Source organism: Pseudomonas sp. FSL L8-0168 (assembly GCF_037976155.1).
GTDB classification, from domain to species: Bacteria; Pseudomonadota; Gammaproteobacteria; order Pseudomonadales; family Pseudomonadaceae; genus Aquipseudomonas; species Aquipseudomonas paracarnis.
Genome location: NZ_CP150262.1, coordinates 5,175,875 through 5,199,392 on the forward strand (window position 1 = coordinate 5,175,875; position 23,518 = coordinate 5,199,392).

Here is a 23,518-nt window from a genome sequence, read left to right on the forward strand (position 1 = left end):
AAGGAGTCATTCATGACCAAGACAGTTATCACCAGCGATAAAGCTCCAGCCGCCATCGGCACTTATTCCCAGGCGATCAAGGCGGGCAACACCGTCTACATGTCCGGCCAGATCCCGCTGGACCCAAAGACCATGGAACTGGTTGAAGGCTTCGAAGCCCAGACCGTACAGGTCTTTGAAAACCTCAAGTCCGTGGCTGAAGCTGCCGGTGGTTCGTTCAAGGACATCGTCAAGCTGAACATCTTCCTCACCGACCTCAGCCACTTCGCCAAGGTCAACGAGATCATGGGCAAGTACTTCGAACAACCTTACCCAGCCCGCGCCGCCATCGGCGTGGCCGCCCTGCCAAAGGGTGCACAGGTTGAGATGGACGCCATTCTGGTCATCGAGTAAAACACCCGGCGCAGCCCCAAAAGGCTGCGCCGACTTCGTTTCAGAAGGATTTCGTAATGCGCAAAGCGCTTGTAGCCTCTTCGTTGCTCGCCCTGTTGCTCGGTGGCTGTGCCAGTAACCCCGCCGACCTGGATGTAAGCGGTACCTGGATCAACCAGGCCGCCATCGACGCGGCGGCCAAGGGCGGCCCTTTGCGTGAAGCCCTGCAGTCTTATGGCCCCAACCTTGAGTGGGAGGTCAACACCAAGGCCTTGCAGGCCCGCTACTACAACGGTTTTGAAGTGGCGGAAGGCAAGTTGTCGGGTGAAGAGCCCGGCGCATGGAACGTGGATTTCTATGGCAGCTCTGCCACTGAACTCAAGCGCAAAGGCAAGCAACTGCTGCAAGTGGCCAACGACAACGAGCCCGAGCAGCTGTTTGCCCGCGCCAAAGACCCGGCCCCAGAAGGCGCGCCACTGGGCGCCAATTTCGAACGCGCGCTGTACGCGGCCTATATGGGCGGCGACTGGAAGATCAGCGACGGCACCGGCAGCGGCGCCACGGTGCAGTTCCAGGCAGACGGCAAGGTCGCCGGCCTACCGGGGGTTGATCGTTATTCACTCTGTCTGGCAGGCGATTGCGCCTCCATGAGCGGCGGCTATGACAGCATCTGGCTGCAACTGAACGGCCAGGGCAACCCTTGGATCTTCGCGCGCAAGGGTGAGCAACTGGAGATCTTCCAGGCGATCAATACCGCACAGGCCGATGAAGTGCCTTCGTTTACGCCAGGCCCTCGCCAATGGTTGCTTGAAAAGTAATAAAAGCCTCACCCAAATCCAAATGTGGGAGCTGGCTTGCCTGCGATGACGGTATTACATCCAACAAAGATGTGATTGATATACCGCTATCGCAGGCAAGCCAGCTCCCACATTTTTTGCGCGCTTCAGCCTTTCAGAATCGCCGCATAGCCTTCCCGGTAAGTCGGGTATGTCGGCATCCAGCCAAGCGCCTTGATACGCGCATTACTGCATTGTTTGCTGCCAGCACGGCGCACACTTGCATCTTCAGCCCACTCGGTCACACCCAGGTACTCGCGCAACCAGGCCACCACCTCGGCCAGTGGTGCCGGCGCATCGTCAACGCCGATGTAGACCTTGTCCAGCGAACCGCCCTTTTCCACATGCCGCAGCAAAAAGGCGAGCAGGCCCGCGGCGTCATCGGCGTGGATACGGTTGCCATACAACGGCGGGTCAACCGCTACGCGATAGCCTTGGCGAACCTGAGTGAGCAGCCATTCACGACCCGGGCCGTAAATCCCGGTCAGTCGCACGATGGTCGCTGGAATACCGCTGTTGAGCGCCACCTGTTCAGCCTCCAGCATCACCTGCCCGGAATAGCCCTTCGCTTGCGTCTCGGACGTTTCGTCGACCCACTCGCCGTTTTGCTGCCCATACACACTGCTGCTGGAGACAAACAGCAAATGCTTGGGCGTCTGGCCGTAGTCTTCCAGCCACTCCAGCACATGCAGCAACCCTTGCACGTAGGCGGCGCGATAGCCGGCTTCGTCGTGGTCAGTGGCAGCGGCGCAGTACACCAGGTAATCCACCCCGCCGATGGGCCAGGTGTCAGGGCAGTCCTTTTTGAACAGGTCGCCGGCGATGCCGATCACCCCGTCGGGCAGGCGCGAAATATCGCGGCGCAGGCCATGAACCTCCCATTCCGAGGCCAGCAATTGGCTAGCCAGCCGACTACCCACATCACCGCAACCGGCAATCACAACAGAAGGCACAGACATCACAAAACTCCATTCTCAAAGGCGCAGATTAGCCGCGCGAGTGGATCAACGGCCAGTAAAAAGCGAAATAAAGTAACAGTGCCACTTTAGTTAACAAGAATTACTTGCAATAATAACCGCCCATTTGTCCTCGACCCGAAATGGTCTGGAAGGACGATCACCCATTTTTTCTCTCAGGTCCGGCCAGCATGACACGTCATACAAACCCCGCTTCGCCAACCAAGCTTCACAGCCCCTCCCGCGCCTGGCGTGCGATTGCTGCGATGCTGTTCAGCGTATTGCTGGCACCGACCGCCGCATTCGCTGACGCCACTGCCCCCGCCGCTCCGGCAGCTGCCGAGCAAAATGCCGCTACTGCGGCAACGCCTGCCGTCGCGCCAGTGGCCACCGACCCGGCCCAGGCCGCCGGCGCCGCCGCACCTGCCGACGAAACCGGCGTGGTGCTTGAGGAAGACAACACCCTGGGCATGGCCCACGACTTGTCACCATGGGGCATGTACCAGAATGCTGACGTGGTGGTGAAAGCCGTCATGATCGGCCTGGCCATTGCCTCGATCATCACCTGGACCATCTGGATTGCCAAAGGCTTCGAGCTGTTGGGCGCCAAGCGTCGTCTGCGCGCTGAAATCGTCCACCTGAAAAAAGCCACCACCCTCAAGGAAGCGAGCGAAACCGCGACCAAGAAGGGCACCCTGGCTAACCTGCTGGTGCACGACGCACTCGAAGAAATGCGCCTGTCGGCCAACACTCGCGAAAAAGAAGGCATCAAGGAGCGCGTCAGCTTCCGCCTGGAGCGCCTGGTTGCCGCCTGCGGCCGTAACATGAGCAGTGGCACCGGCGTACTCGCCACCATCGGTTCCACTGCGCCCTTCGTCGGCCTGTTCGGTACCGTGTGGGGCATCATGAACAGCTTCATCGGCATCGCCAAAACCCAGACCACCAACCTCGCCGTCGTTGCCCCTGGCATCGCCGAAGCCCTGCTGGCTACCGCCCTGGGCCTGGTTGCCGCGATTCCTGCGGTGGTGATCTACAACGTCTTCGCCCGTTCGATTGCCGGCTACAAGGCTCAGGTATCGGATGCATCGGCTGAAGTCCTGTTGCTGGTCAGCCGTGACCTCGATCACCTGCCTACCGAGCGCAGCTCGCAACCGCACATGGTGAAAGTGGGGTAATCGGCCATGGGCCTGCATTTGAATCAAGGCGACGACGAACTCGTCGAGAACCACGAAATCAACGTCACGCCGTTTATCGACGTGATGCTGGTGCTGCTGATCATCTTCATGGTGGCGGCACCGCTGGCGACCGTGGACATCAAAGTGGACCTGCCCGCGTCCAGCGCCAAGCCGGCGCCGCGGCCAGAGAAACCGATATTCCTCAGCGTCAAGGCGGACCAACGCCTGTTCCTGGGCGAAGAAGAGGTCAAGGCTGAAACCCTGGGGCCGGTGCTGGATGCCAAGACCCAAGGCAAGAAAGACACGACGATCTTCTTCCAGGCCGACAAAGGCGTGGACTATGGCGACCTGATGAGCGTGATGGATGCCCTGCGGGCAGCCGGCTACCTCAAGGTAGGCCTGGTCGGACTTGAGACGGCAGCCAAGAAATGATCACGACGCGCCACAAACTGACGCGTTATGGCACCAGCCTCGCCGTCGTGCTGGGCGTGCATGCCGTCGCGATCATCATCGCGCTCCAATGGTCCGCGCCGCAGGCGATCCAGCTGCCACCTGCCGCCATGGTCATCGACCTGGCGCCGCTGCCAGCGCCACCGCCGCCTCCAGCACCGCCCAAGGTCGTTGCGCCGCCGCCACCACCGGTCGAAGAGCTGCCCCTGCCGAAGCTGGCCGAGGCGCCCAAGCCAACGATCCAGGTGCCCAAGCCGGTCAAGCCCAAGCCTAAGCCACAACCGCCAAAGCCGGTGGAGAAGAAGCCCGAGCCGCCCAAGGAGAAACCTTCCGAGGAGCCACCGAGCGAAACGCCGCCGAGCAACGCACCTGCGCAGAAGTCCGCCCAGCCTACACCGGGCCCGTCGGCACAGCAGCTGGCCGCCCAGGCATCCTGGCAAAGCACGTTGCTGGCGCACCTGCAGAAGTACAAGAAGTACCCGCCCGGCGCCCAACGCAGTGGCAAGGAAGGTATGAACCGCTTGCGCTTCGTGGTCGATGGCGAAGGCAATGTGCTGTCCTACGAACTGGAAGGCCGCTCCGGCAACGCCGACCTGGACCGTGCAACGCTTGAGATGATCCGCAAGGCTCAGCCGCTACCCAAGCCACCGGCAGACCTGTTGAAAAACGGCAGCGTCGAACTGGTCGCGCCGTTCGTCTACAACATCGACAAGCGTCGCCGCTGACAGAGCACTGTGGGAGGGACTGGTGCCCTCCCACATTCGCTTTATTACCTCAGCAAAATTCCGACACTCCCCACTCAATCCCCAGCAAAGTTCTGATAACGTGCGTCTATCGATTGCAGCCGGTATGCTTGGCCCGCAACCTCATGGACGCCCGCTATGACTCTCACAGAATTACGCTACATCGTGACCCTCGCCCAAGAACAGCACTTCGGCCATGCAGCCGAGCGTTGCCACGTCAGCCAGCCGACGCTGTCGGTGGGTGTGAAAAAGCTTGAAGACGAACTCGGTGTGCTGATTTTCGAGCGCAGCAAGAGCGCCGTTCGCCTCACCCCGGTGGGCGAAGGCATCGTTGCCCAGGCGCAGAAGGTCCTGGAACAGGCGCAAAGCATTCGCGAATTGGCCCAGGCCGGCAAGAACCAGCTGACCGCGCCGCTCAAGGTCGGCGCGATCTATACGGTCGGCCCCTACCTGTTCCCGCACCTGATCCCGCAACTGCATCGCGTCGCGCCGCAGATGCCGCTGTATATCGAAGAAAACTTCACCCACGTGCTGCGCGACAAACTGCGCAACGGCGAGCTGGACGCGATCATCATCGCCCTGCCCTTCAACGAAGCGGACGTGCTGACCCTGCCGCTCTACGACGAGCCGTTCTATGTGCTGATGCCAGCCTCTCACCCGTGGACCAAGAAGGACACCATCGACGCCGGCCTGCTCAACGACAAGAGCCTGCTGCTGCTCGGTGAAGGCCACTGCTTCCGCGACCAGGTGCTGGAAGCCTGCCCGACCCTGACCAAGGGCAACGACGGCGCCAAGCACACCACGGTGGAATCCAGCTCCCTGGAAACCATTCGCCATATGGTCGCTTCCGGCCTGGGCATTTCGATCCTGCCGCTGTCTGCGGTAGACAGCCATCACTACGCCCAGGGCGTGATCGAAGTTCGCCCACTCACGCCGCCGGTGCCGTTCCGTACCGTGGCGATTGCCTGGCGCGCCAGCTTCCCGCGCCCCAAAGCGATTGAGATTCTCGCGGACTCGATCCGTCTGTGTTCGGTGGCCAAGCCGCCCGTTGCGAGCTAACCCACGGTATGACTGAGCTGTCGCAGGTGTCGGTGACGGCACTCAAGGGTGTCGGTGAGGCCATGGCCGAGAAGCTGGCCAAGGTCGGCCTGGAGAACCTTCAGGACGTGCTGTTCCACCTGCCCCTGCGCTACCAGGACCGCACCCGCGTGGTGCCCATCGGCCATTTGCGCCCTGGGCAAGACGCGGTGATCGAAGGCACCGTCAGTGGCGCCGACGTGGTGATGGGCAAGCGCCGCAGCCTGGTGGTGCGCCTGCAGGACGGCACTGGCGGCTTGAGCTTGCGCTTCTACCACTTCAGCAACGCGCAGAAGGAAGGCCTCAAGCGTGGCACCCGCGTGCGCTGCTATGGCGAGGCGCGCCCAGGCGCATCGGGCCTGGAAATCTACCACCCGGAATACCGCGCCATTACCGGCGATGAGCCGCCGCCGATGGACACCACGCTCACGCCGATCTACCCGCTGACCGAGGGCCTGACCCAGCAACGCCTGCGCCAGTTGTGCATGCAGACCCTGACCATGCTCGGCCCGCAAAGCCTGCCCGATTGGCTGCCCCTGGAGCTGGCCCGCGACTATCAGCTGGCGCCCCTGGCCGATGCGATCCGGTATTTGCATCACCCGCCCGCCGATGCCGATGTGGACGAACTCGCCCTCGGTCATCACTGGGCCCAGCATCGCCTGGCCTTTGAAGAACTGCTCACGCACCAGCTGTCCCAGCAACGCCTGCGCGAAAGCATGCGTTCCCTGCGCGCCCCGGCGATGCCCAAGGCCACGCGGCTGCCTGCGCAATACCTGGCCAACCTCGGCTTTGCGCCGACCGGCGCGCAACAGCGCGTGGGCAATGAAATCGCCTACGACCTCAGCCAGCAAGAACCGATGCTGCGGTTGATCCAGGGTGACGTAGGCGCCGGCAAGACCGTGGTCGCTGCCCTCGCCGCCCTGCAAGCCCTGGAAGCTGGCTATCAAGTGGCGCTGATGGCACCGACGGAAATCCTCGCCGAACAACACTTCATCACCTTCAAGCGCTGGCTCGAACCGCTGGGCCTGGAGGTGGCGTGGCTGGCTGGCAAGCTCAAAGGCAAGAACCGCGTGGCCGCCCTGGAGCAGATCGCCGCCGGCGCACCGATGGTGGTGGGCACCCATGCGCTGTTCCAGGACGAAGTGCAGTTCAAGAACCTTGCGCTAGTGATCATCGACGAACAGCACCGATTTGGCGTGCAACAGCGCCTGGCCCTGCGCCAGAAAGGCGTGGGCGGGCGCATGAACCCGCACCAGTTGATCATGACCGCCACGCCGATCCCACGCACCCTGGCCATGAGCGCCTACGCCGACCTCGACACCTCGATCCTCGACGAACTGCCGCCGGGGCGTACGCCGGTCAACACCGTGCTGGTCACCGACACCCGACGTGTCGAAGTGATCGAGCGCGTGCGCGGTGCCTGCGCCGAAGGCCGCCAGGCGTACTGGGTGTGTACCCTGATCGAAGAGTCCGAAGAACTGACCTGTCAGGCCGCCGAAACCACTTATGAAGACCTCACCAGTGCCTTGGGTGAGCTCAAGGTGGGGTTGATCCATGGCCGTATGAAACCGGCGGAAAAAGCCGCGGTAATGGCCGAGTTCAAGGCCGGCAACCTGCAATTGCTGGTGGCTACCACCGTGATTGAAGTGGGCGTGGACGTCCCCAACGCCAGCCTGATGATCATCGAAAACCCCGAACGCCTGGGCCTGGCGCAACTGCACCAGCTGCGCGGGCGGGTTGGCCGGGGCAGTGCCGCCAGCCACTGCGTGCTGCTCTATCACCCGCCACTGTCGCAGATCGGTCGCCAGCGACTGGGCATCATGCGCGAAACCAACGACGGTTTTGTTATCGCCGAAAAAGACCTCGAACTGCGCGGCCCCGGTGAAATGCTCGGCACGCGCCAGACCGGCCTGCTGCAATTCAAGGTCGCCGACCTGATGCGCGATGCCGACCTGCTGCCCGCCGTGCGCGATGCTGCGCAAGCATTGCTCGAACGTTGGCCCGATCACGTCAGCCCCTTGCTCAACCGCTGGCTGCGGCACGGCCAGCAATACGGCCAAGTGTGACGCCTGACGCACTTATCCGACCAACACCCGTATCAAGCTGGTTATACTCCAATGAATGTAAGAAATTGGATCAGGCCATGTCAGAAGTTGCCCTCGCCACAGCCCCACTGACCGCCCCGCCGGTCATTCGGGCGCTGCTCGCAAAGCTCGCCATCCCCTACACGGAAGTCATCGAACAGCCTGGCCTGAACCCTGCACAAAAGGTCCAGGCGGTGTTGCTTGAAGATGCGGTTGGCGCGCTCATGGTGCTGTTCCCCCAAAGCCAGTTGCTGGACCTCAACCGCCTCGCCGAACTCACCGGTCGCCGCCTCACGGCCGTCGCCCCCGAGCGTGTCGAGCGCATGCTGGGCAAGCATGACCTGAGCCTGCTGCCGGGTTTGCCGCCCCTGACCAGTTCGCCGTGCCTGTACGAGGGCCGCTTGCTCAATGAGCCGAGCCTGCTGGTGCATTCGGGCGAAGCCGGGCTGTTGCTGGAAATCCCCAGCGACGCCTTCAAGAGCCTGCTCACCAAGGCCAGCGCCGCGCAGTTCGGGGAACCCTTGAGCAACATCCGCCCGAATCTCGACCGCCCCAATGATGACCGTGAGGAAATCACCCAGGCGATGCAAGCCTTCACCGCGCGTCGTATTCAGCAGCGCCTGGAAGCGACCATCGAGATTCCACCGCTGGCCGACACCGCGCAGAAGATCATCAAGCTGCGCGTCGATCCCAATGCCACCATCGACGACATCACCGGCGTGGTGGAAACCGACCCGGCCCTCGCCGCCCAGGTCGTAAGCTGGGCCGCGTCGCCCTACTACGCTTCGCCGGGCAAGATCCGCTCAGTCGAAGACGCCATCGTGCGCGTGCTGGGCTTTGATCTTGTGATCAACCTGGCGCTGGGCCTGGCCCTGGGCAAAACCCTGAGCCTGCCCAAGGACCGCCCGCACCTGTCCACGCCGTACTGGCACCAGTCGATCTACACCGCCGCCGTGATTGAAGGCCTGACCCGTGCCATGCCCCGCGCCCAGCGCCCGGAAGCCGGCCTGACCTACCTGGCAGGTTTGCTGCACAACTTCGGCTATCTGCTGCTGGCCCACGTGTTTCCGCCCCACTTCTCGCTGATCTGCCGGCACCTGGAGGTCAACCCGCACCTGTGCCACAGCTACGTCGAGCAACACTTGCTGGGCATCAGCCGCGAACAGATCGGCGCCTGGCTGATGCGCTATTGGGACATGCCGGACGAATTGTGCACCGCCCTGCGCTTCCAGCACGACCCGACGTACGACGGGCAATACGCCGAGTATCCGAACCTGGTGTGCCTGGCGGTGCGCCTTTTGCGCAGCCGGGGGATTGGCTCCGGGCCGGATGAATCCATTCCGGACGCATTGCTTGAGCGCCTGGGCTTGAGCCGCGAGAAGGCGGAGGATGTGGTCGGTAAAGTGCTGGATGCCGAAGTGCTGTTGCGCGAATTGGCTTCGCAGTTCAGCCAGGGGTAAATCTGGCGCTTGTTACACCGCTATCGCAGGCAAGCCAGCTCCCACAGTGACCGCGTTCCAACGTTGAAATAGGGTCAACTGTGGGAGCTGGCTTGCCTGCGATGAATTCAACTCGGTCTACCTGACCGCCTACTTCTTTTTCTTCGGCTTCAAATACTTGGTCAGCCCCTGGAACCAGATCACCAGTGCCGGGTTGCCCTTGATCTGGATCGACTTGTCCTGAATCCCCGTCATGAACGCCAGTTGCTTGTTCTTCGCCTGCATCGTGGCGAAGCCGTAGGCGGCATCCTTGAAGGCAATGGCGAAGGCCGGCGCCGGGTGGACACCTGAGCGGCTGGTGATGCGCTGGTCTTTGACGATGAAGTGACGGGCAACCTTGCCGTCGAGGGTCTGCAGCTGGAAGGCCAGGTCTTTGTCACCCAGTTGCTGCTGGAAGGCGGGGTTGGTGCGGCTGGCTTTGCCCATCATCAGGCCCAGCACCCACAGGAGAAGACGAAATTTCATGCACACGGCCTCGGTGTATTTATTGGAGTGGCCGCAGCAGTGTAACGATTTGCAAAAAGAACGCCACCGATCTCGCGCTTTAGGCGCAGATCGGTTGGCGTTTAACGCTTATAGCAACAAGTACTTAAACGTTAGGACATGGCACTGGCGCCCAATCGGCCAGGTTTGGATTGCGGCAGGTTGCTTCGATCTGGGTCTTGCCCGCACTGGCGACCTGCTTGCTTTCAGCTTGCTTGGCCTGCACGGTCTGGATGCTACGTTCGGTGGTTACCGCTTCTTTCGGCACTGTCGGCAGCACCGGCTTCTTGGCTGGCTTGACGGCTTTCTTGCCCTTGGCCGGAGCGGCCACTGGCGTGGTATCGGCGGTGGCCACGGTCACCACATCGCTGCGCTGTACGCCGACCTGTTGCAGGTCTTTCTCGTACGCCTGGGTGTAGTTGTTCAGGTCTTCGCTGGCCTTGCCGTTGACCGTCACGATCAGGTCATTGGATTCCTTCAGGCCCGCGACGATTTCCGCCAGGCGCTTGCGGCCTTCGGTGTCGTTGACGGTCTTGGCCTTGCGATCAGCCACCAGCTTGGTGAATGCGCTCTGGTAGCACTGCTGCGAGGCCTTGGCATAGGCGGTGCTGCGGTCGATGTCCGAGGCGCTTTTGTTGAAGTCGGTGGAGTAGGACGCGATGCGCTGGTTGTCATCGGTGATCTGTTTCTGGCGCTCGGTGTAGTAACCCGCCGCACCGCCAGCCAGGGCGCCGCCTGCGGCACCGATCGCGGCATTGCGGCCACGGCTGTCCTTGTCGCCGGTCAGCGCGCCCAGCAGGGCACCGCCGGCCGCGCCGATCGCGGCACCGGTGACGACCGATTTGGTCATGTCCGAATCGGTGGCGCGCAGGTGCTGCACCGGCTCGTAGCAGTTGGGGTAGTACTCGACCTTGGTGCTCGACGCCACCTTGGATGCAGGCGACGTAGCGCAACCAGTCAACACGGTACTGAAACCAGCTGCGATCAGCAGCAGGTGACGCTTGGAAACCGCCTTACGGGAAAAAAGCATAGATGTGATCTCTGTTAAGTTTGACTTGCCCAGCACGGCCCACCGCCGCCTGAGTCCCTTCCAAGCTCGCTAGACAGCCAACGATCAAGACCGCTGACCGCTCGCTGCGAGCAATTCCTTCAAGATCGTTGCCGGGTCGGCCCGCTGTTGCTTGCGGTAGTTGCCGACATGGCGAACGAACAGTGTCGCGCGCGTCACCAGGCTCTTGCCGAGCACTGGCTTGCGATCCAACTCTTCCTTGATCCGTTGAAACTGCGCCTGGATCACCGCATCGGTGTAGCGCGTGCCGGTGGCCAGGTTGTCGATGTAAATCGCCACCGCGCCGTCCAACGCGCTGCGTCCATTGGTAATGGCCATGTCAAACAGCTGCGCGCTGGCCTCGTCCTTGCTGTCCACCGCCTGCTGGCGACTCTTCTGCAGGTTGGCCAGGCGGATGTTGTAGTTGCTGATGGTCTCGGCCACCAACGCCGCCGACTGGATCAAATTGCCCGCGGCTTCTTCGCGTTGCTGGGCGATCAGCGACACGTTGCGCTTGAGCTCTTCGTTGACCAGGCCCAGCTCGGCTTGAAGCTTGGGATCGACACTGGCGGCGATGATGCTGTCCAGGCGCTTGGTCGGGTCCTGGGCGTCGTCGATGGCATCGGTCAGCGCGGCCAGGCGGCCTTCCTTCTGCCATTGGGCAAACAATTCCTTGTAGCGCGAGCGCGGCGCCGACAACGCGCCAATCGCCACGCGAAAGCCGGTGGTCTCGTTGCTTTGCTCGGTGCCATCAGCGGCAAACAACGGATATTCGCGGCGCATGCCGGTGAACAACGTGCCCTCGCCTTCCAGGTAGTTGCCGCCCTTGACCACAAAGCCGCCGTAGGTGCCCTGGCGGCGGCCAGCGTGTACCAGCTGGAAGGATTCCTGGACCATTTCCGCGGCGTTGCCGATCACGTCGAACATGCCGATGGGGTTGGGCAACTTGGTACCGATGGGCATCAACCGCGCCGCCTGGCCGGTGCCGCCGGCCACTTGGTTGAACACCGCGTAATCGGCCAGCGGACCATCGCTTTCACTGCCCTCGGCGCGCCGTGGATACAGACGGCCTTCGAGGTCCTGGCGGCTCACCGCCTGGCCGCCGCGTGCGGCGTACTCCCACTCCACTTCGGTGGGCAGGCGCACAAAACCCAGGCCGCCGTCTTCGGCCGACGCACCGCGCCCGCTTACCGGCAGCAGTTCGCGGTGGTATTTCATCAGCCAGGCGCTGTACACCGCCGAGAAACGCTCGGCTTCAAAGCGCGACAGTTTCACCTTGGGCAAACGCCCGGCCATGCCGCTGGGCGCCTCACATGCGGGAGCCGGTTCTCCGCTGGCCAGGGATTGCGCCTGGGCCATCACCTGGGCGTACTGGCGAGCAGTCACTTCGTATTTGCCGATAAAGTACAGCATGGGCTTGAGCGGGGTCTTGGCGTCGGTCTTCGGCATCTGCGGCGCGATGACCTTGCTCCAGTCCTTGGGCAAGTCCTTGAGGGTGAACTGGCCGTTGATGAAGTCGCGCCGGTAGCCGGAAATAAACGACTGCTGATAACCCGCCTCGCCTTCGGCAAAGGGGTAGCCCAGGTTGATTTCACGGTCATCCAGGGTGCCCTGGGCCAGAATGTAGGCGTAGCGGAATACCATGTTACCTTCGCAGGGCAGCGGCAGGCTCACGTCGTCCGGCAACGGCTTGGGGTTGTCGAGCTTGTCACTTGCCTCATCGGCCCAGGCCAGCGAGGCCAGGCTCAGCGCCACGCAGGCGCCCAGTAATTTATACATCTCTGATTCCTTCAGAAGCCTGGATACGTGCCACCCGCCAACCACCACAGGCGGCCGCCACGGCACTGACACCGAGCACCGCCACCAGGGCCAGGCCATAATGGCGCGCCAACAGGTGGCTGGCGTACTCGCCCGGCACCTGCACAAAAAGCTTGTTCAACCCCGCCTCAGCCAGGCCATACAGCCCAACGCTGAGCACAGCGGCAAAACCCGCGCTGTATAGCGCTTGCAGCAGCACAAACAGCAACAAGGCGGCGGTGGAAAACCCCAGCAGGCGCAACACCGAGAGTTCACGGTGCTTACGCGCTACCGCCGCCAGGGTGCCCGCGAAAATCGCCGCAAACGCCCCGGCCAACGCCAACCCGGCGATGATCCAGAACACAATCGACAGGTTGCGGCTCAACGATTGCACTTGAGCGATGGTGTGCGCCTGGGTTGAAACCAACAGGTTCTGCCCGGCGAAATACACCCGCAACGGTTCCACATCACTGAGGCTGCGCGCGTACAGGCGAAACGCCGGGTAGATACGCTGTTCGCTCACGCTCGCCGCTTCACCGGCCCAACCCAACGCCGGCACCGCACGGCCATCGCGATAATCTTCCGCTGCCTCCAACAACGCCAGATCGGCAAACAGGCCCTCGCGAACGAAGGCCTCCAGCGGCAACACCGCCAGCACCTGCAACCGCGTGCGCTGGGCCTCGACGCGCCCCGCCACTTGCCGCGCAAAGCTGGTTTCCAGCCAGTCACCGGGCCTTGCCGCGAGTTTTTCGGCGGCGGTATGGCTGAGCACGATCTGGTCCAGGCCGTGGGGCATCGGCAAGCCAGCCAACAACGGGTCGCCTGCGGCAGTCGGCAGCATTTCCAGGGTCAGGGTGCCCACCTGCGCCGTGGCGGCAATTTGCCGTGTGCGCGGCACAGCAAACGCCACCTCGCTGCGCTCACCCAGTTGGGCGATAAACGCCGCGCTGAATCGACCACCGCCCAATGGGATGATTTCACGGCTGGCGGGGTCGGTCTCCAAGCGTTCGGTCAAACTGCTAACCAGTCCAAATTTCAGCCCGAATAACACCAGCAATGGCGCGATAACCGCCACCAATGCCAACACCGAACAGGCCGACAACCACCCATCGTTGCGGTAGTCCTGCCACGCAAGCGAAGCAACCAGGCCGATGCGCATCAGCACGCCTCCCCGAGGGTTGCGGTGATACCGCCGTCTGGATCGCGCTGGCAACTGATACGCCGCACCTGCAAGCCACTGGCGCGGGCCAGCGGTTCATCATGGGTGGCGATCACACAGGCCGTACGGTGTTCGCGGGCCTGGGCCAGCAGCGCCTGCATCACGCGTTCGGCGTTGAGCGGGTCCAGGGACGCCGTCGGCTCATCAGCCAGCACCAGTTGCGGCCCATGGGCCAGGGCCCGTGCACAGCTGACCCGCTGGCGTTGGCCCACCGACAACGCCGCCGGGCGCTTGGCCAACTGATCGCTGATCTGCAACTGCTCAGCCAGGCGCGCCACGCGGCCGTCATCCTGCAAGCCCAGCAGTTGGCGCGACAGCGCGATATTGCCGCGCACGTCCAGAAACCCCAGCAACCCCCCGGTCTGCGGCACATAGCCCAAGTGCTGGCTGCGTAACGCGGCCAGCGCCGATTGCCGGTCGGCACGCCACAGCGCGCCGACGTCGTGTTGGTTGAATGCAAACTGCCCCACCTGATCCGGCGCCAACACCAGCGCCAGCAGGTCGAGCAAGGTGCTCTTGCCGCAACCACTGGGGCCGACAATTGCCAGTTGTTCACCCGCGCCCAGCTGCAACGCAGGGATCACCAGGCTGTAGCGCTGGCTACCGACGCCCCGGCTCTTGTGCACCGCGCTCAGGTTCAACATTACGGCAGCGTCGACAGCGGCACGCGATACAACGCATCGCCCGGTTCGGCATCGCCGAAACGGACCCAGTTGGCCACGTCGTTATGGAAGGTTTCATACAGACGGATTTTCGAATCCAGCTCGTCGATAAAGTCTTCCTGCTCGGCCACGCTCAATGACAACCACAGGTCCTGGGTCATGTTCAGCGACTTGCTGCGGTACGGCAGGCCCTCCAGGTATTCACCGAGCAGGCCGCCGTCAGCCAGGTTGCCGCCCTTGCGCAGGGCCTGCGGGTCGCGGCTCATATAGGCCGAGGCGCTGGCGATTTCCTGGAAGAAATCCTTGGGCGAGCTTTGGGTCTTGCGCGCCGCATCCACGATCAACTTCAACGATTGTTGCAGGTCGTTGAGTTGCAGCTTGGTCAACATCACGCACACCTGGAACGCTGGCAGCGCCGGGTTGGTCAGGTCGCGGTCCGCCGTCCAGGCGCTGACCAATTGCGGTGCCTGGCTCGCGGTCTTGCGCCCGAGAAAGTCCATGTGCATGGCATAGCCGACGGCGGCGGACTTGTCCGCCAGGCTCGGCGCGGCACTGAGCAACGGCACGGGCTGCGGCGTGTTGCTGCGCACCTGATGCACCAGGTTGGCGAACACCGTGCCGATCTCATCGACGCGCTCACCCAGCTTGCGCACATCGCCCCCTGGCACCGGCGTGTACAGGTCGCCGATCTGCGGGTTGGCGTCGGCGGTGAGGACGCGATACTGGCTCTCGGCGCCGGCATGGGTTTTCTTGCCGGCATCGGTGCGCAGGTGCAGCGCGTAGATCTTGATCTGCTTGCCCAGCGCCGCCTGGCGCACTTCCGCTTCGTTCATCTGGGTGGCGGCGAACGGGTCGTTCTTGCGCAGCGCGCCGGCATCGGAGACCAGCAGGATGATGCGCCCGCCGTAGCCGGACCAATCCATGCCGTCCACTGCCTGCATCACCCCGGCAAACGCATCTTCGTTGAACGAGTGGCTGGACACCGTCGACGCTTTGACCTGGCGCGCCATATCCAGAAAGCGCTGCGGGTCGCGGCCTTGGTCGAGGCTGATCAGGGTCTTGGCGACATACTCAAGGCCCGGCGTTTTCTGGATGCTGCTGCGAAAGCCGACCATGCCGAAGCTGACGCTGTCCAACTCGCCACGCTCAGCAATGCGGGTTTGCAGCTCATGCACCACGTCGCGAATCTGGTCGATGTAGGGCTGCATCGACACGGTGGTGTCCACCACCAGCACCACCGCCGTGCGGAACGCGTCGGCATTGGCGCTGAGCGTCGGGCTGGCGGGTCTGGCAGCGGCGCGGCTGCCTGGGTCGATGGAGGCCACGTTGAGCAACTGCACCGGCTGGCCGTTGTCGTCGAAGCTCTCCTTGGAATCGAAGATCGGCAACAGGTAGAACTGGTTCTGCGGCACCGCGCTGGCGGTGGGTTCCAGGGCCAGGACTTGCTGGTTGTCTTCACGGTTGTTCTGCGCCTTGGCCAAGGCGCTTTTCGCTGCGGCAGGGTCGGCCAGCAGTTTTTCCACCTCACCGGGCTGGCGCAGGAACATCACGGGAGCCCGGCCGGAGCGCTCGGTGAACTTGAGCACCAGGCTTTGTTTCCAGTCGCTGACCTGGGAGGCTGGCAGCCAACCGTCGCTGCGACCATCAGTGGCCGCGCCGACGCGTACCCACTGGCTGCCATCGACCTCTTTGCGCTGGTACACGTAGAGCACGGAAAACGCCGGCAGCGCTTTATCCGGCGTACTCCCGGCGTCCGCTGAAAGCTGGGCGCCGGGTTTGCTGAGTACACGCTGGAACAAGGTTTTCTTGCCTGCCATCAGCAACGGGCGCTGACCGCCATCCACTTCAGCGACAGCCACGGGCGGCGTCACCTTGGGCACCACGGCGGCTGGCGGCTTGGCCGGTTCATCGCCGCCGCTCAACCACCAGTAGCTGGCGCCACCAATGGCCAACGCGACGGCGACTGCCACGGCGGCCAAAGCCAATACCGGCCCACGGCGCTGCTCGGACGGGGCATTGTGCTGCGTCGGCGTCACCACCGGTTGACGCACTATTGGCTGCGGCTGCGGTTTATCCGTCGGAATGTCGATGGTGACAGGGGTCATACCCGCCAGATCAAAGCTCAATGGAATCGGCAGCGGCCGCACCAGCGTGGCATCCGATTCATCAGCCGGCAGTTGATCCAGCGCCAACAACAACGCTGCCGCATCCGGATAACGTTCCGCCGGGTCCTTGGCCAACAACTTGCGCAGCACGCCCTGATAGCGCCCATGGTGCACAGGCAATTCCGGCAAGGGTTCGGTCAGGTGCGCCAGCGCCGTGGAAAGCGCATCGGTGCCGTTATAAGGCAGCTTGCCGACGAGGATTTCATACAGCACCACGCCCAGCGCGTAGAGGTCGGCGCGGCCATCGATCTCCTGGCCCCGCGCCTGCTCCGGGCTCATGTAGCTCGGCGTGCCCACGGCAAACCCGGCCTGGGTGAACTGGGTGCGATCGTCCAGCGACTTGGCAATCCCGAAGTCCGACAACACTGCCGTGCCATCGGCGCGAAACAGAATGTTCGCCGGCTTGACGTCGCGGTGCACCAGCCCTTGGGCATGGGCATAGCCCAGGGCCGAGGCAATCTGGCGGATCAGCGTCACGCCCTGCTCCGGGGTCAGCCCAGCAGCGATGCGCTCCTTGAGCGTGCCGTTGGGCAGGTATTCCATGGCCATGTAATACAGCTCACCGACGTTGCCGATGTCATGGATGGTCACCGTGTGCGGGTGCGACAAGCGCGCCAGGGTCTTGCCCTCGCGCAGGAAGCGTTCGCAGAAACTCGGGTCGGCCGCCAAAGCCGCCGCCATCACCTTCAACGCCACCTTGCGCTCCAGCGAGCGCTGGGTCGCCAGGTACACGCTGGCCATGGCGCCTTCGCCAATCTCGCCTTCGATGTCATAACCCGGGATGACGATGTTCATGACGAGACCTTCACGACGAGGGTGGTGATGTTGTCCGGTGCGCCGCGATTTAGGCCCAAGTGCACCAGGCTGCGCACGATTTCATCCGGTGCGTCATGGCTGAGCACCTCGCGGATTTCATGGTCTTCGACGGTTTTGTTGAGGCCATCGCTGCACAGCAAATAGCTGTCGCCGGGAGCGATCAACAGGTCCACCGAGGCGACGTCCAACTGGGCCTCAACGCCAATGGCGCGGGTGACGATATTGGAGCGCGGGTGGGTGCGGGCGTCGGCTTCGCTGAGCAGGCCGCTGTCTTGCAGGTCTTGCACGTAGCTGTGGTCGCGGGAAATGCTTTCCAGCACGCCGTCGCGCAAGCGGTACAGGCGGCTGTCGCCGGCCCACAGGCACACCCCGCGCAAGCCGCGCGCGGCAAACACCACCACGGTGCTGCCCATCATGGTCACGCCACGGTTGGCGGTTTCTTCGCGCACGGCCGCGTTGATGCGCAGCAGGTCATTGCGCAGCGCCGCCGAGTATTCTTCCAGAGAGCGGCCCAGCGGCACATGGCGCAGGCTGTCGACGATCAAGCTGCTGACATAGTCGCCCGCCGCGTGCCCGCCCATGCCATCGGCCACCACCCACAGGCGGTTTTCCGGCAGATCCAGAAAGGCATCTTCGTTGACTTGGCGAACCATGCCCACATGGCTTTTGCTCGCGGATTCGTACGTCACGCCCATCTACACCACACCTTCTTGTCCGAGCAAAAACTGCGCAAAATCGCTGGCGGCAGGCAGGCCCTGGCACCGTAATAAACCGGGGGAGATACGCTGCGAGCCTCGCCCCCACCACAGGCTTGCGCCCTCGCACGCCTGTTCGGCCAGTGCGGTCATACGCTGGTGCGGCACGGTGGCTGCCACCCTTTGCAGGCCGGCGAAACGGCTGTCCACCGCCCGCGGCTCGCTGGCCGGCACACCCAACTCGTCGAGCCCGGCGTTGAAGCTTTCGAAGGTCGCGCCGCTGTCGAGGGTGCTGAGCAACAAGGTTTCAGCCTGCTCGAACCAGGCGTCCGAACCGCCCACCAGCGACGCCGGGTTGGTGTCGTGATCCAGCAAGGTCACCACCGCCAGCGGAAAGTAACGCCCGACCCGGTCAATGCTCGGCATCACCACGCCCGCCGCCGCGTCCGGCCCGCACACGCCCGGGGCCAGCACAAAGCGCCACAACGGGCTGACCAGGTACGCATTCAGCCAGTCAGCGCCGAGGCTGTTCTGGCTGGCGAGCAAACCCGCCGCCAGCCAGCTGTCCCACGGGCCGATAAAGCTCTGCGGCAAGGCGCGGCTGACGAAGTCCCCGCGGCTGGCCAACTTGCCGTAGAAACCCAGGGCCGTCATAGCCGCTCCGGCAGGCTGAAGCCACTGAGCACGCGGCTCTTGAACGGGTTGAAGGCACTGTTGGCGCGCAACTCGTAGGCGATGCTCGCGCCATCGACTCGCAGGCGCAGGTTGAAACGATCCGGCGAGTTGCCTGCGGTGAGGTCTGATTGCTCCAGCAGACGGAACCAGGCCCACGGGCCGTCCAGAGTGATGCCGGAGCGACCACTGGCCGACGGGGGCATGATGGAAATACGCACCACGCCAATGCTGCCCGGGTTCGGCCATTGCATCGCCACCGGCCGGCTCGGGCCGTGGTCGTAGCTCAATTGCTGGCCGTCCAGGTCAAGCAGAAACTGAGTGATGGTAGGGTCCATCGACACCGGCTTGAGTTCGAAACGCACGATGGGTTGGGTGCCACCGGAGCGGAAGAACGCGTCCCGAATCGACGCCGCACGCTGGAAGGTTTGCAGCACGCCAGGAGCAATCCCCAGCTTCTGCGCCGCCCCAGGTTGCCAGCGCCAGGTCTGTGCCGATGTGTCCACATAGGGCTGCAGGTATTTGCGGAAGTAGTTGTCCATCACCCCGCCCACGCCGAAGAACTGGCCGAAGTCATCCAGGGTGGCGTCCCGCGCACTGCCCGGCGACATCGGGTAACGCCCGGCCAACGACTGGCGATACACGTTGACCACCTCACTGACCCAGGCCGCGTTCAGCTGGTTACGCACCCCGCCCATCATGCTGTTGGTGGTGGAATTGACCACCGACTTGACCATGCCCTGCACCAGCGGCGGCTGACGCTCGGCGTTCAGGCTGACCCGCGTGGCCGCAGCCGCCGCCTGGTTCTTGGCCTCACCGAGCAAGGCATCGCCGCTGGCACCGACCATGGCACTGACCTGCACATACAGTGCATTCATGTCCGACAGCAGGCCGTCGATGGCCGCCGGCTCACCTTCGTTTTTGCTGACGATGCTGTTGAGTTCGGCAAAGTGCGCGGTCACGGGATCATCCGCCGGTGCCGGTGCATTCGCCGTCGGTTGCGCCTCGCCCAGCAAACTGCCGAGGCGCTCCTTGAGCTTGTCCACGCCGCCTTCCACCGGCACGCCTTTGGCGGCCAGTTGGCGTTCTTCGGCTTGCAGGTCGGTTTCCCTGGCAACCGCCACCAGCAGCTTTTTCAGCGGCGAGGTGGGACCGGAAATCACCCGCAGCACATCGGCGGCCTGTGCCACGCTGGTGATCGGCACAAAGTCGATGTCGGCGAGCAACGCGTCCCACTGGCGCTGGTAATCCTGGAAGTACAAACGGCGCACGTCGGCGGCCAGGCTCACCACGTTCTGCTGGTCGGCCTGTTCATGGCCCAGCACCCATTGCTCTTCGGCCAGGGTGCCGGTCTGGTTCAAGCTGCTGAGCAAGAACGCCTGGCGATAGCCTTTGGCGGTAAAGAAACCACTCAACGGCTCACCCAACGGCTTGCCGCTCTTGCGGCTGAACACTAGCGCGGCATCGCGACCGGCGGCTTCGTTGAGGCGAAAGTCCGGGATACCTTCGGGCAGTTTCTGGCGCTTGACGCGGTCGTACACGCGCTGGGCTACCGGCAATTGCTGCAACTGCCGACGCAAATCGTCGATCAGCCGTGGGTCCAGGCGTGCGCTCGGCGGGTGGCGTTCGAACAGCGCCTGCAAGTGCCCGGCCAGGGCCTGACGCTGGTCGGCCGGCAGGTCGCGGGGCAGGTTGCGGTCCCAGTCCAGGGCGATCCAGGCCTTGATGAAGTCCGGGTCGTAATGCTCGGTGTCGGCGAGCATCAGGTAAGCCTTGAGGCCCTCGTAGAGAAAGTCCGAGTTACCGCCGCCGTGCAGTTGCTCTTCGATACGCGTCACCAGGCGTGGCGCGAACACGGCGATCAACAGTTTGCGGTACACGCTGGCGGACTCGGCTTCGAGCATATCGCCCTGGTACAGCCCCAGCCCTTCGGACCAGCTCGGCGAATCCCCCGCCAGGTTCTTCACCGCATTGAGCAACGGCAGCACGGCGAGCACTTCCCGCTGTGCCGGGCTCAGGTTCTGTACGGTCTGGCCCAGGGGCGCGACCTTCTGATCGACCTGGGCGATATATGCCTGGTTGGCGCGATAGCTCACCCACCACAGGCCGCTGACCACCACCACCAGCGCGACGGTGGCCGCCAGTACGCCACGGGCGATCCACTTGCGGCGCCGCTCGACTTTCGGGTTCACCCCCACCAGGCCGCGCTCGGCAAAGGCCACGGCGGTGAACAGTTTTTCGATGAAGTAACTGCGCCCGGTGCCGCTCTGGCGCGCCAGGTGCTGGCGGTCCAGGTTCATGCTCTGGGCCATGGCACCGATCAGGCGGTCAATCGGGCTGCCTTCCTGGGTGCCGCTGGTGAAGTACACGCCACGCAGCAACACGCGCTCTTCAAAGGCGTTGGGTTTGAACACGCCTTCGAGGAAGCTTTGCAGGCAATCTTTCAACGCGCCGAACTGCTGCGGGAAGCCGTAGATCAGGTCGCGTCGTGCCGGGTCGCGTTCCTGTTGCAAGCGCTCGACCAGGCGTTCGTTGAGGCGCTGCTCCAGGCCGGCGAATTCGCTTTGCAGGTGCGCCAGCGGGCTGTCGCTGTTTTTGCCGTCGTCCAGGGCAAAGGTCATGCCCCACACCTGGGCGCGCTCTTCCTTGCTCAGGTTGTCGAAGAACTCCATGAAGCCCGGCACCAGGTCGAGCTTGGTGAGCATCAGGTAGATGGGGAAACGTACGCCCAGTTGCGTATACAGCTCCTGGATGCGCAGGCGAATCGCGGCAGCATGGGCTGCGCGCTCGGCGTCGGTGCCCAGCAGCAGATCCGAGAGGCTGATGGCGATAAAGGCACCGTCGATAGGCCGGCGCGCACGCTGCTTTTTCAGCAAGTCGAGAAAGCCCAGCCAGGCGGCTTTGTCCACCGTGGAGTTGCTGTCCTGGGTGGTATAGCGGCCAGCGGTGTCGAGCAATACGGCCTGGTCGGTAAACCACCAGTCGCAGTTGCGCGTCCCCCCCACGCCCCGCACCGCACCGGCGCCCAATTGCGCCGCCAGTGGGAAATGCAGCCCGGAATTGACCAGCGCGGTCGTCTTGCCCGAGCCCGGCGGGCCGATGATCACATACCACGGCAACTCGTAGAGGTTGCGGCGCTCATCGCCGCCCAGCTTGGCCTTTTTCAGCAGTGCCAGGGCTTCGTCCATGCGCTGGCGCAGCGTGGACAGCTCTTCGGCGGTCGCAACGCTGTTGGGGTCGACCGGGGTTTCTGCGGCCAGGCTGCGCATCACTTCGGCGGCCTGGCGACGGGCCTGGATAATGCGGAACACGCGGTAGGCCACCCACAGCGCAAACCCCAGCACGATCAGCGCCCAACGGCGCCCTTCGGGCACCAGCACGTCCAGCAGCGGGCCAACAAACCAGATGATCAGGCTCAGGGCAATCAGGCCCAGCACGGGGATCACCCAGCGAATCATGAAACTGAAAAACGCCTTCACTCGACGCCCTCCGCCAATACGGTGATTTCAACCCGACGATTGCGGGCACGGCCTTCGGCAGTACTGTTGGTGGCCAACGGCTCGGTGTCGCTGCGGCCTTCGGCGCTGAAGCGTTCGGCCTGGCCGGTCTTGGCGGCGAGAATCGCCAGCACCGACTTGGCCCGGGCTTCGGACAACGCCCAGTTGGACGGGAAACGCAACGTGGCAATCGGGCGGTTGTCGCTGTGCCCGGTGACACGCACCTGGCCCTTGACCTTGCGAATGGCGTCAGCGATGCGCAGCATCAGCGGCTGGTAATCATCGACGATGCTGGAGCTGGCCGAGGCGAACAGCTCATCGCCACGAATGGTCACGACAGAGCGGTCGACCTTGTCTTCCACCGCCACGCGGCCGGCCTTGATGTCGTCGGCCAGGAACCCGGCCAGGCGCGGGCGCTCAATCACTTTGGGCTGCGCCACCGGACGGTCGATGGCCTGCACCGGGATCTCGCCCAGGGCATGAATATTCTTGAACACCGGCTCGGCGTCCGAGGCCAGCTTCAGGCGCAGGCCGAACAGCAACGCCAACAGCAGCGCCAAGCCAATCGCCACGGCAATCCATGGCGGCATGAATTGCGCCAGGCGATCACGGGCCACGGTTACACCGCGCCAGTGCGGCGACAGCTCACGCTCGTGCTCGCCACGGGCGCTGCGTATCGCTGCGGCGGTGCGTTCACGCAAGGCTTCCAACTGGCTGCGCCCGTCGGTCATCACGCGGTAACGCCCTTCAAAACCCAGGCACATGCACAGGTACAACAGCTCCAGCAGGTACAGGCGTTCCCGTGGGCTTTGCAGACAGTGGTCAAGCAACTGGAAAACCTTTTCGCCACCCCAGGCTTCGTTGTGCACGGTGATCAGCAGGCTCTGCTTACCCCAGTCACTGGTGCTGCCCCACGGCGTGCTCAGCACCGCTTCATCCAAGGCAGTGCACAGCGCGTAACGGGCCAACAGCACTTCATTGCGTGCCACACCGGCGGCTTCGGCGCGTTCTTCGAACTGGCGCAGGTACGCCAGCAACTGCGCACGCAGGCTGGCCGGCGCGGGATGGGCGATGGTGTTGCGCAACCGCGTCAACAACGCCAGCAACGGGCCGGCGGCACTTTCCAGCGGGTTGAGGCCCTGGCTCTTGCCGGTGAGGATCGGCGCAGCCGGCATCGACAGCGGCGCAGGTTCGGCACGCGCGGGTGCAGGTTCTCGGCCACCCGGGCGCGGCATGAACTGGGTGCGGTCATCATCATTGGGATGCATCGCC

General features: G+C 63.6%; 19 protein-coding genes. 8 read left to right on the forward strand and 11 right to left on the reverse strand.

Annotated features, from left to right (window positions below):
- The first annotated feature begins 12 nt into the window (after positions 1–12).
- Both MHH62_RS23925 and MHH62_RS23930 read left to right on the forward strand, forming a co-directional pair.
- Positions 13–393, forward strand: a complete 381-nt coding sequence (locus MHH62_RS23925; protein WP_003176922.1) for a RidA family protein — start codon at positions 13–15, stop codon at positions 391–393.
- Positions 394–449: 56 nt separating this feature from the next.
- The gene (locus MHH62_RS23930; protein WP_014720485.1) at positions 450–1,190 is read left to right on the forward strand and encodes a hypothetical protein; all 741 of its coding nucleotides are present in this window, start codon (positions 450–452) and stop codon (positions 1,188–1,190) included.
- Positions 1,191–1,315: 125 nt separating this feature from the next.
- Here the strand turns inward: MHH62_RS23930 and MHH62_RS23935 are convergent, their stop codons facing one another.
- The gene (locus MHH62_RS23935) at positions 1,316–2,167 is read right to left on the reverse strand and encodes an SDR family oxidoreductase (protein WP_014720486.1); all 852 of its coding nucleotides are present in this window, start codon (positions 2,165–2,167) and stop codon (positions 1,316–1,318) included.
- A gap of 188 nt (positions 2,168–2,355) precedes the next feature.
- Here MHH62_RS23935 and exbB point away from each other — a divergent pair, with 188 nt between their 5' ends.
- From exbB to MHH62_RS23965, 6 genes are all read left to right on the forward strand, one after another.
- Positions 2,356–3,339, forward strand: coding sequence for a tonB-system energizer ExbB (exbB, locus tag MHH62_RS23940; protein WP_032873316.1), 984 nt, complete (start codon positions 2,356–2,358; stop codon positions 3,337–3,339).
- 6 nt (positions 3,340–3,345) lie between these two features.
- A complete protein-coding gene (gene exbD / locus MHH62_RS23945; protein WP_003195519.1) occupies positions 3,346–3,771 on the forward strand; it encodes a TonB system transport protein ExbD in 426 nt (141 codons plus the stop codon).
- Positions 3,768–4,514 carry an energy transducer TonB gene (locus MHH62_RS23950; protein WP_003195521.1) on the forward strand — a complete coding sequence of 249 codons (747 nt, stop codon included), beginning with the start codon at positions 3,768–3,770 and terminating at the stop codon, positions 4,512–4,514. Before exbD ends, MHH62_RS23950 begins: the two co-directional genes overlap by 4 nt.
- A 156-nt stretch (positions 4,515–4,670) precedes the next feature.
- Positions 4,671–5,591 (forward strand): hydrogen peroxide-inducible genes activator, encoded by a 921-nt coding sequence (locus tag MHH62_RS23955; protein ID WP_003195523.1) that lies wholly within the window; start codon positions 4,671–4,673, stop codon positions 5,589–5,591.
- A gap of 8 nt (positions 5,592–5,599) precedes the next feature.
- The gene (gene recG, locus MHH62_RS23960; RefSeq protein WP_339232038.1) at positions 5,600–7,675 is read left to right on the forward strand and encodes an ATP-dependent DNA helicase RecG; all 2,076 of its coding nucleotides are present in this window, start codon (positions 5,600–5,602) and stop codon (positions 7,673–7,675) included.
- Between the two features lie 77 nt (positions 7,676–7,752).
- A complete protein-coding gene (locus tag MHH62_RS23965; RefSeq protein ID WP_014720489.1) occupies positions 7,753–9,153 on the forward strand; it encodes an aminoacyl-tRNA deacylase and HDOD domain-containing protein in 1,401 nt (466 codons plus the stop codon).
- Between the two features lie 129 nt (positions 9,154–9,282).
- Here the strand turns inward: MHH62_RS23965 and MHH62_RS23970 are convergent, their stop codons facing one another.
- The 10 genes from MHH62_RS23970 to MHH62_RS24015 all read right to left on the reverse strand — a co-directional run bounded on the left by MHH62_RS23970 (position 9,283) and on the right by MHH62_RS24015 (position 23,514).
- Positions 9,283–9,657, reverse strand: coding sequence for a hypothetical protein (locus tag MHH62_RS23970; protein ID WP_003195530.1), 375 nt, complete (start codon positions 9,655–9,657; stop codon positions 9,283–9,285).
- A gap of 124 nt (positions 9,658–9,781) precedes the next feature.
- A complete protein-coding gene (gene tagQ, locus MHH62_RS23975) occupies positions 9,782–10,705 on the reverse strand; it encodes a type VI secretion system-associated lipoprotein TagQ (protein ID WP_060766894.1) in 924 nt (307 codons plus the stop codon).
- Positions 10,706–10,789: 84 nt separating this feature from the next.
- The gene (locus tag MHH62_RS23980; RefSeq protein ID WP_020302847.1) at positions 10,790–12,502 is read right to left on the reverse strand and encodes an SUMF1/EgtB/PvdO family nonheme iron enzyme; all 1,713 of its coding nucleotides are present in this window, start codon (positions 12,500–12,502) and stop codon (positions 10,790–10,792) included.
- Entirely contained in the window at positions 12,495–13,679 is a 1,185-nt protein-coding gene (locus tag MHH62_RS23985; RefSeq protein WP_166406486.1) for an ABC transporter permease, read from the reverse strand. Before MHH62_RS23985 ends, MHH62_RS23980 begins: the two co-directional genes overlap by 8 nt.
- Positions 13,679–14,383, reverse strand: coding sequence for an ABC transporter ATP-binding protein (locus MHH62_RS23990; RefSeq protein WP_014720492.1), 705 nt, complete (start codon positions 14,381–14,383; stop codon positions 13,679–13,681). The genes MHH62_RS23985 and MHH62_RS23990 overlap by 1 nt, the downstream gene beginning before the upstream one ends.
- Positions 14,383–17,361 carry a serine/threonine-protein kinase gene (locus MHH62_RS23995; RefSeq protein WP_339232042.1) on the reverse strand — a complete coding sequence of 993 codons (2,979 nt, stop codon included), beginning with the start codon at positions 17,359–17,361 and terminating at the stop codon, positions 14,383–14,385. Before MHH62_RS23995 ends, MHH62_RS23990 begins: the two co-directional genes overlap by 1 nt.
- Entirely contained in the window at positions 17,358–18,077 is a 720-nt protein-coding gene (locus tag MHH62_RS24000) for a protein phosphatase 2C domain-containing protein (protein WP_339232044.1), read from the reverse strand. The genes MHH62_RS23995 and MHH62_RS24000 overlap by 4 nt, the downstream gene beginning before the upstream one ends.
- Positions 18,078–18,731 (reverse strand): type VI secretion system-associated protein TagF, encoded by a 654-nt coding sequence (gene tagF / locus MHH62_RS24005; protein WP_014720494.1) that lies wholly within the window; start codon positions 18,729–18,731, stop codon positions 18,078–18,080.
- Positions 18,728–22,228, reverse strand: coding sequence for a type VI secretion system membrane subunit TssM (gene tssM, locus MHH62_RS24010; RefSeq protein ID WP_339232045.1), 3,501 nt, complete (start codon positions 22,226–22,228; stop codon positions 18,728–18,730). Before tssM ends, tagF begins: the two co-directional genes overlap by 4 nt.
- Positions 22,225–23,514 (reverse strand): DotU family type VI secretion system protein, encoded by a 1,290-nt coding sequence (locus MHH62_RS24015; protein WP_014720496.1) that lies wholly within the window; start codon positions 23,512–23,514, stop codon positions 22,225–22,227. Before MHH62_RS24015 ends, tssM begins: the two co-directional genes overlap by 4 nt.
- Positions 23,515–23,518 lie beyond the last annotated feature (4 nt).